At 48.9% G+C, this 17,564-nt stretch carries 12 protein-coding genes; 11 read left to right on the forward strand and 1 reads right to left on the reverse strand.

The features are described 5' to 3' along the window. Nucleotides 1-146: 146 nt before the first annotated feature. Together folB and folK are read left to right on the forward strand one after the other, a co-directional pair. Nucleotides 147-518, forward strand: a complete 372-nt coding sequence (gene folB, locus Enr17x_RS14245) for a dihydroneopterin aldolase (protein ID WP_145309785.1) — start codon at nucleotides 147-149, stop codon at nucleotides 516-518. A gap of 1 nt (nucleotide 519) precedes the next feature. Beyond that, complete coding sequence (gene folK / locus Enr17x_RS14250; protein ID WP_145309787.1) at nucleotides 520-1,023, forward strand: 2-amino-4-hydroxy-6-hydroxymethyldihydropteridine diphosphokinase; 504 nt, start codon at nucleotides 520-522, stop codon at nucleotides 1,021-1,023. Here the strand turns inward: folK and Enr17x_RS14255 are convergent. Continuing rightward, the gene (locus Enr17x_RS14255) at nucleotides 1,020-1,301 is read right to left on the reverse strand and encodes a hypothetical protein (protein WP_145309789.1); all 282 of its coding nucleotides are present in this window, start codon (nucleotides 1,299-1,301) and stop codon (nucleotides 1,020-1,022) included. The genes folK and Enr17x_RS14255 overlap by 4 nt on opposite strands. 409 nt (nucleotides 1,302-1,710) lie before the next feature. On the opposite strand from Enr17x_RS14255, the gene Enr17x_RS14260 reads away from it, so the two are divergent. The 9 genes from Enr17x_RS14260 to Enr17x_RS14300 all read left to right on the forward strand — a co-directional run bounded on the left by Enr17x_RS14260 (nucleotide 1,711) and on the right by Enr17x_RS14300 (nucleotide 17,551). Further along, complete coding sequence (locus tag Enr17x_RS14260; protein ID WP_145309791.1) at nucleotides 1,711-2,238, forward strand: TadE/TadG family type IV pilus assembly protein; 528 nt, start codon at nucleotides 1,711-1,713, stop codon at nucleotides 2,236-2,238. Between the two features lie 42 nt (nucleotides 2,239-2,280). After that, nucleotides 2,281-2,853 carry a TadE/TadG family type IV pilus assembly protein gene (locus Enr17x_RS14265; protein ID WP_145309793.1) on the forward strand — a complete coding sequence of 191 codons (573 nt, stop codon included), beginning with the start codon at nucleotides 2,281-2,283 and terminating at the stop codon, nucleotides 2,851-2,853. Between the two features lie 60 nt (nucleotides 2,854-2,913). Further along, nucleotides 2,914-4,710: a vWA domain-containing protein gene (locus tag Enr17x_RS14270; RefSeq protein ID WP_145309795.1), complete on the forward strand. Its 1,797-nt coding sequence runs from the start codon at nucleotides 2,914-2,916 to the stop codon at nucleotides 4,708-4,710. Nucleotides 4,711-5,225: 515 nt separating this feature from the next. Then, on the forward strand, nucleotides 5,226-10,367 hold the full coding sequence (locus Enr17x_RS14275; protein ID WP_145309797.1) for a DUF1549 domain-containing protein: 5,142 nt from the start codon (nucleotides 5,226-5,228) through the stop codon (nucleotides 10,365-10,367). A 79-nt stretch (nucleotides 10,368-10,446) separates the two neighbouring features. Continuing rightward, nucleotides 10,447-11,916 carry a DUF1501 domain-containing protein gene (locus tag Enr17x_RS14280; RefSeq protein ID WP_145309799.1) on the forward strand — a complete coding sequence of 490 codons (1,470 nt, stop codon included), beginning with the start codon at nucleotides 10,447-10,449 and terminating at the stop codon, nucleotides 11,914-11,916. A 108-nt stretch (nucleotides 11,917-12,024) separates the two neighbouring features. Then, nucleotides 12,025-13,107 (forward strand): DNA alkylation repair protein, encoded by a 1,083-nt coding sequence (locus Enr17x_RS14285; RefSeq protein WP_145309801.1) that lies wholly within the window; start codon nucleotides 12,025-12,027, stop codon nucleotides 13,105-13,107. A 302-nt stretch (nucleotides 13,108-13,409) separates the two neighbouring features. Beyond that, nucleotides 13,410-15,587, forward strand: a complete 2,178-nt coding sequence (locus Enr17x_RS14290; protein ID WP_145309803.1) for a PQQ-binding-like beta-propeller repeat protein — start codon at nucleotides 13,410-13,412, stop codon at nucleotides 15,585-15,587. Nucleotides 15,588-15,627: 40 nt separating this feature from the next. Then, nucleotides 15,628-16,479, forward strand: a complete 852-nt coding sequence (locus tag Enr17x_RS14295; protein ID WP_198001153.1) for an SIMPL domain-containing protein — start codon at nucleotides 15,628-15,630, stop codon at nucleotides 16,477-16,479. 28 nt (nucleotides 16,480-16,507) lie between these two features. Further along, nucleotides 16,508-17,551, forward strand: a complete 1,044-nt coding sequence (locus tag Enr17x_RS14300) for a prenyltransferase/squalene oxidase repeat-containing protein (protein WP_145309807.1) — start codon at nucleotides 16,508-16,510, stop codon at nucleotides 17,549-17,551. The last annotated feature ends 13 nt before the right edge of the window (nucleotides 17,552-17,564 follow it).

Genomic DNA, 17,564 nt, shown 5'->3' on the forward strand with positions numbered 1-17,564 from the left:
TCAATGTTTAAAAGAAATCGTTCATTTCCACCAATAAGATGAGTCTTCTAAACTGTGCAATCGGGTAGACTCGTACTATAGTGGTTTTAGTCATTGTAACCTTTATTCGACCCACGTCTGCTCTATATTAAACCTCTCTTAAAAATATGCCCGATCAAATTCATATTTCCGATTTACTGCTACGCACCATTATTGGCATTAATGAGGAAGAAAGAAACAAGAGGCAGGACGTCTTAATCAATCTGACGCTGCAGGTTGATTTGCGGGCAGCCGGTCGTTCAGACGAAATAAGTGATGCTGTGAATTATCGAACGATCACGAAAGAGATTATTGATCTGGTAGAGAATTCGCAGTTTCAACTGGTCGAAAAAATGGCGGATGAAGTAGCGAAAATCTGTCTGAAAGATGATCGCGTGCAGCAGACGACAATCAGGATTGAAAAGCCGGGTGCCTTGCGCTTTGCCCGTTCGGTCGGAGTGACTGTTGAGAGGACGCGCGACGATTTTTCCGGAGTGTGAAATGAATCAGGCCTTTCTGGCATTAGGCAGCAATATCTGTCCGGAAGAAAATTTGCCTCAGGCGGTCAGGTTACTGGAAGAATCGGGGCGCATCATCGGTCGGTCTTCCGTTTGGCAGAGCAAGCCTGTCGGGGATACGGATCAAGATGATTTTTTGAACGCGGCAGTACTTCTGGAAACAGAATGGGACGTATCTGAAATCTGCCTGAAAGTGATTCCCGAGATCGAGCATGAGCTGCACCGTGTGCGTGATCCATTGAATAAAAATGGGCCGCGAACAATCGATATTGATCTGGTACTGTTTAATCGCGAACAGTTGCGATTCGAGCATCGAATAATTCCGGACCCGGAAATCCCGGAGCGTGTATTTCTGGCGGTCCCGCTTGCGGAACTGGCTCCCCAGTATTGTGTTCCCGGCCTGGAAAGAGACTTGGCGCACATCGCCGATGAACTGCAGGCTGTAAATGGCGGCCTGTTGATTCGCCGCCATGACGTCGTGCTTTAAGAATCAGACAGTATCAAAGCATCTCCAGGCAGGCAGGCCATTTTAAAGAACAGTCCCTGTTCTTCGCACTGCGATTTATAAGCCTCGGGCATTTTCTGTTCTGTTTCTTCATCCCATTCAAGAATGTAAGTGCGATCGGCCACTTTCTTGCCGCGGACTTCGACCACCATTCCTGTCCAGCCTTCGCAGCAGATTTCAGGAAATTCTGGAACGCAGACTCCTTCTTTTACCCGAATATTTGAGCCTGCTTTGATAGTTGAAGAAGCCTTTTTACCCATAATTTATTCTACCAAAACATATTTTATTTTAATTTTTGAGAAGCAACCAACTGGCACGTCAGACGACAGTGTATCGCCAAAGCAGCATGAATTTCAATTGAAGCAGGTGGAGAACCCTCTTTCCCGTACAAGAAATTAACAATTTTTCTGGAATCGTCTGCCAGATGATGCTTTTTCACAACATGTCTGGTGAAGATTCAAGGAACTGTTTTACATCCTGTAGCGGTGGTACAGCATAGGATGATTTCCTTTTTTTTGCAGAAAAAACTCAGCACACCGCCATTCCTGAGCTATTGTTTTAATGGATAAAACCCTCCCCTCTTGAATCCGTTCTCCCAGCACTCTGCAGGTTTGCAGAACAAAAAATGACCAAGGAGGGACAGATATTTTTACTTTCAAGAGGCAAGCGATGTTTACGCGGCGAAGCCGACAGGCATTGAATCAGAAAACGCAATCAAAACGTTCCGGTGCCACCCTGGTGGAACTGGCGTTTGTCACTCCGGTTTTCCTGGTGTTTGTGTACGCCATTTTTGAATTTGGCTATGCCTACATGGTTTCAAACATCATTCAGGAAGCGACTCAGGAAGGTGCCAAGCTGGGGCGTTGTGAGGATGTCACGACCGCCCAGGTCGAGGACAAAGTCAAACGTCTGCTAGACACGGTTTTCGATTCAGATTTAGCGACGATTATGGTGAAAAACGCCAGTTCGTTTGACACCCCCGGCACCGATGTAGAGCAGATTAATTACTCGACTCTACCTGATATTGAATTATCCAATGCTGATAAAGCCCAGCTGTTTATTGTTCGTGTCGAAGTTCCTTACAAAGATGTTCGGCTACTGAGTTCATTTTTTGTTGATCCAGTGAAAGCAGCTGAGGCTGCGGCGAAAGAGGACAGCATGATCTTATCCGGGCACACTGTCAGACGTCACGAATAAACAGCAGAAATAAATCAATTCATTGTTTGCAGGAGTAAACTCATGCGTGTAATTCAAGACAAACGACTGAAATCAGGAAAGGCAATGCCCAGCCGCAGAGGTGTGGCTGCCGTTGAATTTGCCCTGGTCGCACCAGTCTTCCTGGCGTTAATTCTGGGAATGGTTGCCGTCCGCAAGGCTGTGCACACTTCCACAATTATGGATGCGGCTTTGGCTCAGTCAGGGCGTCTGGCTTCGATGGATGCCGATCTGAATCTGCCTTCCGGGATGACGTTGAATGACAAAATCATTCTCGATGTCCGCAATTTTCTGCGCGCGTCCGGAATTGAAAACGATGAAACAAATCTGACGGTCACCATTACCCATGCGGATGATGCTGAAGGCGTTCCACTGGACCCGATGCCAAATCCTCCCAGTGATGGAACTGAGTTTGATTTGAGTGATCCCGCGAATCGCAATCGGTTATTCCGGATTGGAATTGAAATTCCTGATGGTGCGACAAGTACCAAACTCACTGACATTATGAATCTGGAAGGATCAATGGCCAAGCCGATGAGTGGTGATCCTGTCTGGGATTTAATTTTGAATAATGGCACGACAAAGATTGTCAACTAGGAACACACATATTTTTTATGAGTATGATGCTCAATCTTCTGGGGAGCACGAGGGGGAAACATGAAACAGACACCTATGAGTAAAAAAAAGAAAATGGATCTGCCGGGCGATCAAAATCGCCGCGGTGCGTTCATGGTTATGGCGGTGCCATTTCTGATCGCGACGATGGGATTCATGGCGTTCGGAATCGACATTGCCGTCATTACGATGACCAAGACCAGAATGCGAAATGCGGTTGAAGCCGCTGCTCTGGCTGCGGCACAGCAGATTACCGATGCTGTGCAGACTACCGCTGATGATATTCAGCAGGGACAGGATGTCGGTAGTGCGGTGCAGGATGCCAATTCGATTGCCGTTGATGCCGCAAAGGCAATGGCAGAAAAGGTGGCGCGCTTAAATGGGGTCTATATTGATCCGGAAACCGATGTCAAATTCGGGAAACGGTATCAGGATGCCTCCGGGACTTTTCACATGGTCTGGGGGGAAACAGCGAAACCTTATAATGTCGTCAAGGTGATCGCCCGCCGTGATAATCCAGCAGAAGGTCAGCAGGATTCGAAACTGCAACTGTTCTTTGCCGGCTTCATGAGTGACAAGACAGCGGCAGTGACCACTTCGGCGATCGCCTTCATTGAAGCACGTGACATTGTTCTGGTGCTCGACTATTCAGGTTCCATGAGCTACGACAGTGAGTTCGGCGCCATGTCGTCATACAGCATGGGTAAACCGGCTGTTGAGGCTAATCTGGATGATATCTGGAATACCTTGGTTGCATCCGGTGCAACCTACTCGGATACGGGTAAACTGAAGTTCCCGGCCGACGGGTATGGAAAGATCGATTCTGCTGAGGGAACTTACATCAGCTCGTATGATGATGACTACATTTTCCAGGCGTTAGACCTGGATGAAGTTGATTCGAGTGGAAACCTGAAGTATCCATTCCCACAGGAAGGGAAGAATTACTACGGAAACTTAAACGGCCAGCCGACTGGTTACACAAACAAAAATTTGTGGAAGAACTACATCAGATGGGTTCGGACAAACAGCACCGTCAACAACTATGGATACCGTAAAAAATACGGCTATCGTACATTGATGGGTTATCTGGTTGGACAACGAAAGAAAAACAATCAGTCTGAAGACTTGTGGCGGGCTCCGATCTATCCGTTCCATGCCATGAAAGAAGGCGTGACGTTGTTCACGGACTTCCTCGATGGCTTGCAGTTCGGCGATTATATCGGACTCGTAACGTACGACGATTCTTCACGCGTCGAATCCGTTCTGAATGATGACGGTATCCTGGATACCGTTGATCTGGGGGATGAACTGATCACAAATCGTTATGCCGATATCGATACGATTCAGAGACACAAACAGGCGTCACACTATGCCCCCTACACTGGTATGGGTTACGGGATTCGTGATGCAAAAGAGTTATTGGAGTCTCATGGTCGTGCCGGTGCCCGTCCGACGATTCTGGTCATGACAGACGGGAACGCAAACCGTTCTCCCTCTGACTGGTCACTTCCAGGAAGTTGGGACTGGGATCAGGTCACCGACTTCGATGGAGATGGTCAAGCCGACTATGCAACCAGCAGTCGCGATAAACAGTATGCGTTCTGGCAGGCAGTTGAAGCTGCTAACCTGGGATATACCGTGCATACGATGACTGTGGGTGCGGGAGCCGACCGAAACCTGATGCAGGCTATTGCCAAAGCTTGCAACGGTATCTGGATTGACGCTCCTGGTGGCGCTACCATCGAGGATATGCAGGCACAACTGCTGGTCGCCTTTGGTAAGATTGCTGCCAATGTACCGCCTGCAAAATTGCTGGCAGACCCTGAGAGCGATTTCTAAGGCAAACGAATTTGTATTGATTCGTGCCTGCTTGGGTTGATTTTCTACCTGAGTAAGAGAGGTGGTTGGAAACAGCCACCTCTTTTCTTTTTGTTCGGTTGGTTTTACTAATGTTGTTAAGGAATGCATGCGTGTGCGTTCAAACGCGGGTTTCAAAGCAAGTTTGTGAGTCGAACGTTTTGATTGTTACCTTACTAAGGGGCAGTAACAATCTGATGATTTTCGAAATTATCAGTAAGAAATATTGAAAAATTTCATGAAAAAGTAGAAATTTTCATCGACGATGAATTACGATATATTCATAATAAGACATATATCATTGCATTAGAGAATTTAAGTTCTGGGCCGACAGTCAGTCCAATATAAACTTATCCTTCCACTACTCTCACCCGGATTGATTTCTTGCTCTTTACTCAGAGCCCTCTCAGAATCAGTCAGGGGCAATGAGAAGAGATTGCCTCTTTTCATCACCAGAGTTATTTTAACTTAGGTTTGCCAAAAGGGGGTTGAGGTTCATGTCCTTCGACAAGTTCCGTACATTTGCTTTCTACGCGTCCGTTTTCTGCGTTTTCTCCTGCTCCCACCTGTTTGCTGCGAATCCACCTGCAGCAAAAGGTAAGGTCAGTTTTTATCAGCAGGTTCGTCCCATACTTCAGGCCCAGTGTGTCGGCTGCCATCATCCGCGAAATCCGGAAGGGAGTTATGTCGTCACAGAATTTTCGCACTTACTCAAAGGGGGCGAAAGTGAAACGACGGCGATTGTTCCCGGCCAGCCTGACAAGAGTTATCTGGTCGAGCTGATTACGCCTGAAGGCAACGAAGCGGAAATGCCGAAAGCTAAAACACCGCTTTCACAAGATCAAATCACTTTGATTCGAACCTGGATTCAACAGGGGGCGATTGATGACTCTCCCCAGAAAATCGAATATCGCTTTAACAAAGAGAACCCACCGACCTACTCTGCCCCGCCGGTCATTACATCGTTGGCGTATTCTCCCGATGGAAAATTACTGGCAGTAGCCGGTTTCCATGAAGTGCTGCTCCACGCCGCCGAAGGCAACAAACTGGTAGGACGGTTGATTGGAAAATCGCAACGGATTGAATCGGTTCAGTTTTCACCCGATGGCAAATATCTGGCGGTATCTGGCGGAACACCGGCCGAACGTGGTGAGATCCAGATCTGGGATGTGGCTAAACAGACATTGAAGAAATCCATTCCCCTGACCTATGACACCCTATATGGAGCCAGTTGGTCACCCGATGGAAAACTGCTGGCCTTTGGCTGTGCCGACAATACGGTCCGCGCCATAGAAGTCGAAACCGGCAAAGAAGTCTTTTACCAGAACGCCCATTATGATTGGGTGCTGGATACGGTTTTCTCGACCGATGGGAGCCACATTATTTCAGTCAGCCGTGACCGGACCACGAAACTGGCCGAGCTGAAAACTCAGCGATTCATCGATAATATTACTTCAATTACCCCCAAAGCATTAACGGGGGGACTGGCGGCGATAGACCGGCATCCGACGCAAGATACGATTCTGGTCGGAGGCGCAGATGGTGTGCCCAAGCTCTATCAGGTCTTTCGTCAATCCAAGCGGGTGATCGGCGACGATGCGAATCTTGTACGCAGCTTTCCTGCCCTCAAAGGTCGTATTTTTGGTGTGGCTATTCACCCCCAAGGCAAGCAGTTGGTTGCTGTCAGTAGTTTAAATCACACCGGCGAATTGAAGGTGTTTTCGTTTGATATCGGAGAAAAGATTCCCGATGATCTGGTGAAGATTCTGAATAAACGTGTGGCTTCACGAAGTGCAGAAGAGAAAAAACAGGTCGCAGAAAGCCGGACCAAGTCGGTCAAGCTGGTGAGTGAAGTCAAAGTACCTGAGACGGGGCTGTATACGGTTTGTTATGATCCTAAAGGGGATGTCATTGCGACTGCAGGCCAGGATGGTCAGGTTCGACTGTATGAATCTCAAACAGGGAAATTGAAAACCGCATTTGTGCCCGTTCCTCTCCAAAAAGACCAGCCAGAATTGGTAGAGAAAAAAGGGGCGGCACCCAAGTCGAAGCTGGTGCTGGTTGATGTCAATCAGCAGAAGCTGCCGAAAGAGGAATTTTCCAATTCTGATCCGCTTGTGAAACTGGAAGTACAGCCTGCGACAGCGACCATCGCGAAAAAATATGACACGATCCAGTTTCTGGTAACAGGTCATACAAAATCCGGAGCCAAAACCGATCTCACTCGCCTGGTAAAGGTGGCACTCAATAAGCAAGACACGATCCATGTTTCTCCCACCGGTTTAGTGCGGGCACTACAGCCGGGAATCACTGACGTGAGCTTCAGTCTGCATGGGGTCAAGGCAACCGCCAAAATTACCGTAGCAGAGTTTCCTGCAGATTACAGTCCTGATTACTGGCGGGATGTCGCGCCGGCATTTACGAAAATGGGATGTAATTCCGGGCTATGTCATGGTGCCAACAAGGGGAAAGATGGATTCAAACTCTCCCTGCGAGGGACGGATGACCTGTTTGATTTACGGGCTTTCACAGATGACCTCAAGTCACGCCGCGTCAATCTGGCATCTCCTGAGCAAAGTCTTATTTTACTGAAAGCGATTGCCGAAGTACCGCACAAGGGAGGTCAGGTCGCACTTGCCGGCGATGCGCATTACCAGATTGTCTCTTCCTGGATCAAAGATGGGACACCATTGAACAAGGAGGCGCCGCGCGTCGCCAGCATCAAAATTACTCCCGAAAATCCCGTTGTTCCTCGAGCCGGATTGCTGCAGCAGTTTCGTGTGCTAGCCACCTATGATAATGGTGAAGTCCGCGATGTGACTTCCGACTCATTTATTGATTGCAGCAATATCGAGATCGCCAAAATGTATCATGGCGGTATCGCAGAAGTCCTCAGACGTGGTGAAGCACCACTGCTTGCCCGATATCAGGGTAAGTATGCTGCGACCACCGTGACAGTGATGGGGGATCGTTCCGAGTTTGCCTGGAAGCAGCTTCCCGTTCATAATTACATTGACAAACTGGTTGATCAGAAACTCAAGAAAACCAAAACACTGCCTTCTGGCTTATGTACCGATGCCGAATTCATTCGCCGGGTTTACATTGATTTGACCGGCCTGCCTCCCACGATTGACGATGTCAAAGCATTCTTGGCTGACAAGCGGGAGTCAAAAATCAAGCGGAACGAATTGATTGATCGCCTGCTGGGCAGCAAGGAATTTGTCGAACATTGGACCAATAAATGGGCAGACCTGTTGCAGGTCAATCGCAAATATCTGGGAACCGAAGGCTCAAAACTCTTCCGAGACTGGATTCGCAAATCGGTGGCAGAAAATGTGCCTTACGACCAGTTTGCTTACCAGATTCTTTCCGCCAGTGGTTCCAATAAAGAAGTTCCCGCTGCATCGTATTTCAAGATCCATCGAACCCCTGAAGATACGATGGAAAACACGACGCACCTGTTCCTGTCGATTCGTTTCAATTGTAACAAGTGCCATGACCATCCCTTCGAACGGTGGACCCAGGATCAATATTATGAGACCTCGGCTTTCTTTGCACAATTCGATTTAAAGAATGCACCAGAGAGTAAGGGACGTACGATTGGTGGAACTGCCGTTGAAGGTCGGAAGCCTTTGTTTGAAGTCGTCTTCGACAAAAAAGAAGGCGAAATGATTCATGAGCGAACCGGGGCAAAAGCACCACCCAAGTTCCCCTACCCTGCCGAATTCAAGGCAGAGCAGAAAGATTTGTCGCGACGTGAAACACTGGCACGCTGGATTACCTCCCGCGACAACCAGTATTTCGCGAAAGCGTATGCAAACCGGGTTTGGGGATATCTGACCGGAACTGGTTTGATTGAACCCATTGATGACATTCGCGCCGGCAATCCTCCTTCGAATCCGGAGTTGCTGGAACGCTTGACGGCCGACTTCCTGTCGCATGATTTTGATATCCGCCACTTAATGCGGGTGATCTGTCAGTCGCGGACGTATCAGCTTTCCATTGAATCCAACAAGTGGAATGAAGACGATACGATTAACTACTCACACGCGAAGGCGCGTCGCCTGCCTGCCGAAGTATTGTATGACTCACTGTGCCGGGTGACGGGATCGTTGTCGAATATTCCCGGCGTTCCCGCGGGAACCCGTGCTGCGGAATTGCCTGATGTCGGCTTTAAATTGAAAAGCGATTTCCTGGCTAAGTTTGGTCGTGCTCAACGGGAGAGTCCATGTGAGTGTGAACGCTCGTCTGGTGTCCAGTTAGGGCCGGTAATGGCTTTGATCAGCGGTCCCACGGTGGGCAATGCCATCAGTGACCCGAATAATGCATTGAACAAGCTGGTGCAGGAAGAAAAAGATGATGTCGCTTTAATAGATTCCATTTTCCTGCGAGTGCTCAACCGTCCGGCTACTGAAGAAGAGAAGCAGGCGGGCATCAAACTGATTCAACAGCAAATTCAGAGCGAGCATCAGGCGTTAACCAAACGTCTGGCGGCTTACGAAAAGGGTTTGCCTGCGAACATCATTCAACAGGAAAATCAACGCGTCCAAAATATTCAGGATGCACAGCAGGCGGTGACCACATTCCAGCAGGCAATCGCCCCGCGTGAAGCCTGGTTAAACAACGAACAGAAAGAACGTACCGCCAGATTTCAGAAAGCATTGACGGACTATCAGAAATCGTTGCAAGGCAAAATTGAAGCTTGGGAAAAAGCAGAAGCCACAGGCACTAAGTGGATTCCACTCAAGCCGGAGACGATGTCTGCGACGAATAAGGCGAATTTAGAACTGCAGAAGGATCTGTCAATCCTGGCAAAGGGACCAAATGGCAAAGGCGATTACCAGATTGTGGCTCATACCAATCTGAAAGGAATTTCCGCTGTCCGTCTGGATGTTCTGACTGATGACTCCCTGCCGCGAAAAGGCCCGGGGCGATCTGGGGACGGTAACTTTGTATTGAATGAATTCGAAGTTTATGCTGCTCCGAAATCAAAACCGGACCAGAAGACCAAGTTAACACTGTTCAATGCCCAGGCTGATTTTAGTCAGAATACCTATGATGTGAAAACCGCCATTGATGGTCAGGTTAAACCTCAAGGGAATGGCTGGGCTGTGGCACCACAAACTGGGAAGTCTCATAAAGCGAGCTTCGATATTCAGTCGCAGGTTGCCGCTGATGCAGAAGGCACGATTCTGACATTCGTGCTCAAACAGCAGTTCAACAGTAATACACATTCGATTGGCCGGTTCCGGCTTTCCGTGTCGAATGGGACAGGACCGACTACGCTGGACAAGCATCCGAAGGACATTTTGGCGATCCTGAAGAAGAAATCGGATAAGCGAAATGCGGCTGAGAAAAAGAAACTGCTCGAATACTATAGCAAAGCCGATAGTCAATTACAGGCAAAGCTGAAAGCAGTTGCTGAGAGTAAAAAGCCACGTCCGACCGATCCGAAACTGGTGGAATTGCGAAATCATCTGACAGCGATGCAGGCAGTCCGCCCTGTCGATCGGAAATTGACGCGCTTGCGAAATGATGTTCGGCTCAGTGCCGAGCAGGTGAAACAGAATCGACTAGTTGCTGCTCAGGACTTGACTTGGGCGTTAATCAACAGCCCTGCGTTTCTGTTTAATCATTAAAAGCTGATTTGAAATACGTAAACACGCGGATGGATACAATACTCAAACCGATCTCTAACAGAAGTGAGGAGATGCTGAAATGCTAATCATTCCAGGTCAACCCGGCAAGGAAGTGTGTGAGTCTCGCAGTCAAATATCAAGACGCGATCTATTGAGGGTCGGTGGTTCCAGCATGATGGGAATGGGGCTCGGCTCAATGCTGCAGCTTCAGGAAGCGGCTGCCAACAAAAACGAGGGAGGCGGCCCCGGCTGGGCCAAAGCCAAGAGCGTGATTCTGATCTTCCTGCAAGGCGGCCCCAGTCATATCGATTTATGGGACCCGAAGGAAAATGTGCCTGATAACGTGAAGAGCGTGTTCAATCCGATTTCCACAAAGCTGCCGGGAGTCCAGTTCACGGAGCTGTTACCGAACTTAGCGCAGAACAACGATAAGTTTACGATGATTCGTTCGATGAGCTACACTCCCAAAGGGCTCTTCAACCACACAGCTGCAATTTACCAGATGCTTACCGGTTATACGACCGACAAAGTGAGTCCGTCCGGTCAGTTGGAACCACCCAGTCCCAAGGACTTTCCAAACTTTGGTTCAAACATCATTCGGCTGCAGCCTCCCAATGTTTCGATGCTGCCGTTCGTGATGCTGCCCCGCCCGCTTCAGGAAAGTAATGTTGTGGGGAAAGCGGGAACCGCTGGATTCCTGGGACGTGCCTATGATCCTTATTATCTGTATCCACCCGGAGACGATATGGATATGAATAAAATGGACAAGATCAGTGTAGACGATCTCAAGTTGCGTCCTGATGTTTACACATCGCGATTACAGCGACGCGCCAGTCTGCGCGATACGATCAACAAAGGCATGCCTCAGTTGAATAAAGCGGTTGAGGATTATAAACTCGACAAATATTATTCGCGTGCCCTGGACCTGGTGATTTCCGGACGAGCCCGTGATGCGTTTGCCCTCGATCAGGAATCGGATGCGATGCGAGACAAATATGGCCGGAATACCTTTGGTCAAAGTCTGCTGCTCGCCCGCCGCCTGGTGGAAGCGGGGACTCGTGTGGTTGAAGTCGTCTGGCCGAAAGTCGCCAACTCAAATAACCATTCCTGGGACGTGCACACCGGTCTCACAAATCGTCTGAAAAATCAGTCGGCTCCCATGTTCGATCAGGGTCTCGCCAGCTTGATTTCCGATCTGTACGATCGGGGTACACTCGATGAAACACTCGTGGTCGCCGTCGGTGAGTTTGGTAGAAGCCCGCAACGGGGGGTGAGTACTTCGGGGAACTCCAATAGTGATGACGGACGTGATCACTGGCCTTACTGCTACACCTCACTGATGGCAGGAGCGGGCATCAAGCGAGGTTACGTGCATGGGGAATCTGACAAAACAGGTTCCAGCCCCCGCAAAGATCCGGTTCACCCGCGTGAATTGCTGGCGACGATTTACCATTCGTTCGGCATCAACCCGGAAACGATTGTGTATAATCACCTGAACCAGCCCCGTGAATTGGTCAAAGCTCAGGCGGTAACCAAGCTGATGGGTTAATCTGAGAGACTGGAATTGTTATGATCGGGCCCCCTTTCAATCTGAGAGGGGGCCCGTTTTTTTACGACAATTCATCCGTTTTAACTCAGATTGAAACAACCCGTTAATATGGCCAAATTGCTCAAAGATCATTTTGATCGCAATTATCTTTCTCGACTTGCAGACGAGATTCAAAAACACGAACCGTCGTTTCCCAAACGGAAAATGTTGTCGTTTGTGTTTGATGCGGAATGGGAGCAAAGAGAACTCAAGCAGCGGATGCGACACATTTCCTATGCGATGCGCGAATTTTTACCGGTAGATTATGAGACGGCCCTTAAGGTATTAATGCAGGCGGCACCTCAGTTTGGTGGTTTTGAAGCGATGTTCTTTCCCGACTTTGTCGAAGTATTTGGACTGGATGAATGGGATTTGTCTTTGCCGGCTCTGGAACATTTTACGGAATATTCCAGTAGCGAATTTGCGGTGAGACCTTTCATTCTACAGGATCAGAAGCGAATGATGCGACAGATGAAACGCTGGGCTGCGTCGAAGAATCATCATGTACGCCGATTGGCTTCTGAGGGAAGCCGTCCCCGATTACCCTGGGCAATGGCTTTGCCGGAATTCAAAAAAGATCCCGCGCCCACCCTGCCCCTGCTTGAGAAGCTGAAAGCGGATCCGAGTGAATATGTCCGGCGGAGTGTGGCGAATCATTTGAATGATATTTCCAAAGATCATCCGGAGCTGGTCGTTGATATCGCACAGAAATGGATCAAGGGAAGCCCCGAAACGCAGTGGATCGTCAAACATGCCTGTCGCACACTGTTAAAGCAGGGGAAACCCGAGGTCCTGGCATTGTTTGGTTATCAGGCACCAGTTGATATTTGTGTGCAGAACTTTGAAATGACGCCAGCCGGTGTGGCATGGGGCAAAGAAATCCAGTTTAAATTTGACCTGGTTTCCGATGCGAGTGAGTTGGGACTGCTGCGCGTCGAATATGCGATTGATTTTGTCCGACAGAAAGGCGCTTCTTCTCGAAAAGTCTTCAAACTTTCAGAAGGTCCTGTTTCCCAAAGTTCCCGTTCTTATTCCCGGCGTCATTCGTTTAAGCCCATTAGCACGCGAAAGTATTATCCGGGTTGGCACCAGATTGCAATTATTGTGAATGGGCAGGAAATGGTCGACGGTCAATTTGAGTTACAGGATTAAATTCAATTGACTTCAAAAATAATGAACCGTACGGGGCATTTGAACGTTGTTTAAAAGTTCATAAAAAATGGAAAAGCCTCCAATTAGTGCTTGAATTATTCAATGGGCTTTGGTGTACAATGTTGAAATAGACAAAAGGCCTGTTTGAACAAGGTAACACAAGTTTGAAAACAGACTAAAAAAATTAAGAAACCGGGAACTCACTTCACCCCACAAACATCCTGGTTAATGTTTCAGTAGATCGCGCCAACACAATTGAATTCCTACGACGATACAGGCCCATTCCAAACTAAGGATGGATTATGTTTACTACAGGTGCGCACTCACAATACACTCAACAGAGACGCTTTTATATCGGGAGTCTCTGTGTGGGGATCCTGTGCTATACATTGGGAATACCAGCAGCGTTACAGGCACAGGTATTCGCTGTGGAAGCGGTAGCTGCCGCTGATGTTACCGTTGATGCGGGGGGAGACAGTACTTCGCCGCACAAGATGCCGGGCTTTAGCATCTCGGTAGATGAAAAGAAGCTCAATTTGCTTGATGACTACGAGCGCTACGTTCGCCATCAGATGTGGGAAAAAGCACTCACCGCACTGAAAGAGCTGTCCGAGACGAAGTCTACATCCCCGCTACTACCGACGAAAGACGGTTTTCTGGTCGATGCGGAACAGCGTATTTTTATGGCGCTGGTTTCGATGCCCGCGGAAGGACGCGAAGCATTTCGCCTTTTTTTTGATGGAAAAGCGCGGAAGCAGTTTGAAGAGCTTTCAGCTCAAAAGGGGCTGATAACGCCCGATCGAATCAATAAGGCGAAGCAGATTTATTCACAATACTTTTTGACATCCATCGGCGATGATGTTGCTGACCTGTTGGGAAACGATGCGTTTGAACGCGGAGAATTTAGTCAAGCAGCCCGTTTCTGGGGCTCCATTCTGGATCATCATCCAGATACCAATCTTTCCGAAATTGAACTGAATGTCAAATCTGCACTGGCCTTAATTCGGAGCCGTCAGCTTGAGCGGGCAGCGGCGAATATACAAGTCATTGCGCAGCAGTTCCCGGACGAAAAAATCAAACTCGGTGGTGATGATGTCAATCCGGTTCCCTATTTACAGGCATTGATTCCCCAAGGGGCTGCAACTCAGTCTCCTGCGACTCCACAACAAAATAGAATTGCGAATCTCCTCCGGCAGCCGTTGGATCTGGCTCCGGAAAATGTCAAGCCAGAATGGCAGTTATCCTACCTGGATCAAGCGATGGTGCAGGCGATTGAGAATTCCCGGCGAAACTATTACGGCCGCGGTAAATCCTATGAGACCTTTGTGCCTCCCATGGCAGTGGATGAGAAGCGTGCGTATTTCAATTTTTATGGCGTTTGTTTTTGTGTTGATTTGCAGACCGGGAAATTAGTCTGGAGAACAGATAAATTTCAGGATCTGGGAACACATTTTAGCAATTACAGTTTTCATCAGTCTTCGAATCCGGCTCAGTACCAGATCAGCGTAACGAATGATATTGTACTGGCGACGTTGATTCCCAAAAAAGAGATGAATCATTATCGGGCACGTTATCGCTTATATGCCTTCAATGGAGCAACGGGGAAACAACTCTGGACCTCCAATGTTTCGAATGAAAGTTTTCTTTCAAAGCCACTGGTAGAGGGAGATCATGTTTATGTGGTCTCACATCTGCAGAACAATAAATCACTCACGTTAAACTGTCTGTCATTGAAGACGGGAAAAAAAGAGTGGTCTCTCAAACTGGGGGCTGCGGTCTCGACCAGCAACGTCAACGGGATGCAGAAGATGCCGATTCCCCTGTTGCAAAAAGAGGGAGACAACTTACTGGTTTTGACGAACAATGGCGCCTTGTTTGAAATTTCGATTCCCACCAAAAGCATCAACTGGGTTTTTCGATATCCCTATAAAGTGAATCAGTCGAACACGCATTATTATAATGCACCCGTTCCTGAAGAGACCGAGTTGCACAGCGAAGGCCAGATGTTTCGAGATCAGAATCTGGTCTACTTTAAGGAAGCGGGGGCGACTGAAGTTTATGCTCTCGATCTGGTAGAGAAACGGTTGGTATGGAAGCGTCCAATCAAGAAATCGGCACAAATCGTCGGGCTCGATCAAAAAAATGTGTATCTTATGTCAAAAGAACTGGAAGCCCTTGATCGCAAAACACATCGATTAAACTGGGCGGTTTCCCTGCCCGTTGCCGCTGGTGGCTTGAGCGCCCTGTTTGCCTCGGAAGAGGCCTGGGTGTTTACCAGTCGGGGAATATTTGAAATTTCGAAGACAAATGGCGACATCTTAAATATCTATCGGGGAAGTGATAAGACTTCTCTGGGAGGGGCCATTGAACTGCGCAAGGGACTGGTGATTTGTGTATCGAACCAGGCGGTCACCGCCTATCCCGCTTCCAGTTCTGCCAAATCTCTCCCGCCATCGGGGAAAGCGAAATCAGGTCCCTGAAAACAGCAATGATCTTCAAAACAGGAATATGGAATTTAGTATGAGTGGTCTAGCCTATCTGATTCAACGTTTCTTTCTGCTCCCTTTGGCGCTGGTCGTTTGCTGGGGAGCGAGTTCGGTCTCTGCTGCAGAGGGAGAAGGCATTACTGTAGTCGGAGTCGGAAGCGTGGAAGCCAAACCATCCGTTGTAGAGCTCACCGGAATGGTGATTGGCCAGGGGCAACTGGCCGGAGATGCGGTTACCAAATTTCATGGGAATCGTCGCCGCGCCGAAACCGCGTTCAAGAATTTGAAGATTCCGGGTCTGGTCATCGTGGAAGACGGGATGTCGCTTTATTCCTCGCTGAATGCCAGCCAGATGCAGGCCATGATGCAGGGCATGGCTGTGAATAATACGGCGTCACAGAAGCTCTCTGTTTCGGAAACGCTGAAGCTCCGCTTGACGGGCATCGATAAACTCAGCACGCAGGAATTGCTGGAAACCATTGTACGTATCGTCGATTCAGGTAAAGATGCCGGCGTTGTGATTGGTAATGATACCACACCCTCAGTTCCCGGAGTTTATAATCCTTCCAAAGCCCGGAATACCATGGCGACCTTTAAGGTCACCAATGTGCAAAAATTGAAAGAAGCTGCTTACCAGAAGGCGATCGAGAATGCGAAGGCACAGGCTGAGAAACTGGCGCAATTGACAGGAGTCAAACTGGGAAAAGTGACTTCGATCAACGGACAGGGGAGCACTCCCAGAGGGGGGTCAACTGTCGTCTATAACTACGGAATCACGCAAGGCACCACCAACGCCAGTGAGAAGGAGAGCGATGAGCAACCTTCAACCCTGTTTAAGCCGGTTCCCATTTCCGCAGTCGTGAAAGTAACCTTTGCAATCGAGTGAGACTTTTTCGAAAAATGACGGGCGTCAAATGAAAAATTATCGACAGTCGACATTCTGTTTTGTGTGCGTGTTTTCGCTTTGCTTTCCGCATATGGTGAGTGGGGAAGAAATTCTGCCCAGGCATATGACGCCGACTGCCGTGAAATCAATTCAGCGCGGCCTGGATTATCTGGCCAAACAGCAGACCGCTTCAGGCAGTTTTCAGTCGACCCAGGATGGGAGTACCTACCCTGTGTCGATGACATCATTGGCAGGGATCGCGTTTCTCGCAAACGGAAATACGCCCAGTCGCGGTCCGTATGCCGATCAGGTGCGGAAAGCGACGGAATATGTGTTGAGTCAGGCACAGGATAACGGCCTGATCGCCGCCGGTTCGGAAAACGGACGTCCGATGTACGGGCACGGGTTCTCGCTGCTCTTCCTTTCCAGTGTCTTCGGCATGGAGACCGATGCCAAGGTGCGGGCACGGATCGCAAAAGTCGTCAAAAATGGAATTCAGTTAACCTCATCGGGACAGAGTCCTCTGGGAGGCTGGATCTACACCCCCGGCGGAGGTGATGAAGGGAGCGTCACCGTGACGCAAATGCAGGGGCTCCGTGCCGCGCATAATGCCGGTTTTACTGTCCCCAAGGGGACGATTCAAAATGCCGTTCGTTATCTGGAACTCTGTCAGACCCCGGAAGGCGGCATTCGCTATTCGTATCATTCAGGAAATGATACCCGCTTACCGATTTCTGCGGCGGCGATTACCTGTCTGTACTCCGCGGGCGAATATGAATCTCCCCTGGCGGAAGAATGTATGGAATACGTTTACGGACAGTTTAAGAACCGCAAAAACGGGTTTCAGTCGGGGCACTATTTTTATTTGAACCTTTACGCCGCGCAGGCGTTTTATCAGGCAGGCGATGACTACTGGAATGCGTACTTTCCCGGCCAGCGGGACAGTTTGATTAAATCTCAGACGTCAAATGGAAGCTGGAACGGTGACGGAGTGGGACCGGTGTTCGGGACCAGCGTGGCGCTCATTGTCATGCAACTGCCTTACAAGTATTTACCGATTTATCAACGATGAATTTCTAACGATA

Source organism: Gimesia fumaroli (genome assembly GCF_007754425.1).
GTDB classification, from domain to species: Bacteria; Planctomycetota; Planctomycetia; order Planctomycetales; family Planctomycetaceae; genus Gimesia; species Gimesia fumaroli.

What these genes read in the sequence shown, in the direction of transcription:
- folB (WP_145309785.1), top strand. Translation starts at nt 147, where the DNA reads ATGCCCGATCAAATTCATATTTCCGATTTACTGCTACGCACCATTATT.
- folK (WP_145309787.1), top strand. Translation starts at nt 520, where the DNA reads ATGAATCAGGCCTTTCTGGCATTAGGCAGCAATATCTGTCCGGAAGAA.
- Enr17x_RS14255 (WP_145309789.1), bottom strand. Translation starts at nt 1,301, where the DNA reads ATGGGTAAAAAGGCTTCTTCAACTATCAAAGCAGGCTCAAATATTCGG.
- Enr17x_RS14260 (WP_145309791.1), top strand. Translation starts at nt 1,711, where the DNA reads ATGTTTACGCGGCGAAGCCGACAGGCATTGAATCAGAAAACGCAATCA.
- Enr17x_RS14265 (WP_145309793.1), top strand. Translation starts at nt 2,281, where the DNA reads ATGCGTGTAATTCAAGACAAACGACTGAAATCAGGAAAGGCAATGCCC.
- Enr17x_RS14270 (WP_145309795.1), top strand. Translation starts at nt 2,914, where the DNA reads ATGAAACAGACACCTATGAGTAAAAAAAAGAAAATGGATCTGCCGGGC.
- Enr17x_RS14275 (WP_145309797.1), top strand. Translation starts at nt 5,226, where the DNA reads ATGTCCTTCGACAAGTTCCGTACATTTGCTTTCTACGCGTCCGTTTTC.
- Enr17x_RS14280 (WP_145309799.1), top strand. Translation starts at nt 10,447, where the DNA reads ATGCTAATCATTCCAGGTCAACCCGGCAAGGAAGTGTGTGAGTCTCGC.
- Enr17x_RS14285 (WP_145309801.1), top strand. Translation starts at nt 12,025, where the DNA reads ATGGCCAAATTGCTCAAAGATCATTTTGATCGCAATTATCTTTCTCGA.
- Enr17x_RS14290 (WP_145309803.1), top strand. Translation starts at nt 13,410, where the DNA reads ATGTTTACTACAGGTGCGCACTCACAATACACTCAACAGAGACGCTTT.
- Enr17x_RS14295 (WP_198001153.1), top strand. Translation starts at nt 15,628, where the DNA reads ATGAGTGGTCTAGCCTATCTGATTCAACGTTTCTTTCTGCTCCCTTTG.
- Enr17x_RS14300 (WP_145309807.1), top strand. Translation starts at nt 16,508, where the DNA reads ATGAAAAATTATCGACAGTCGACATTCTGTTTTGTGTGCGTGTTTTCG.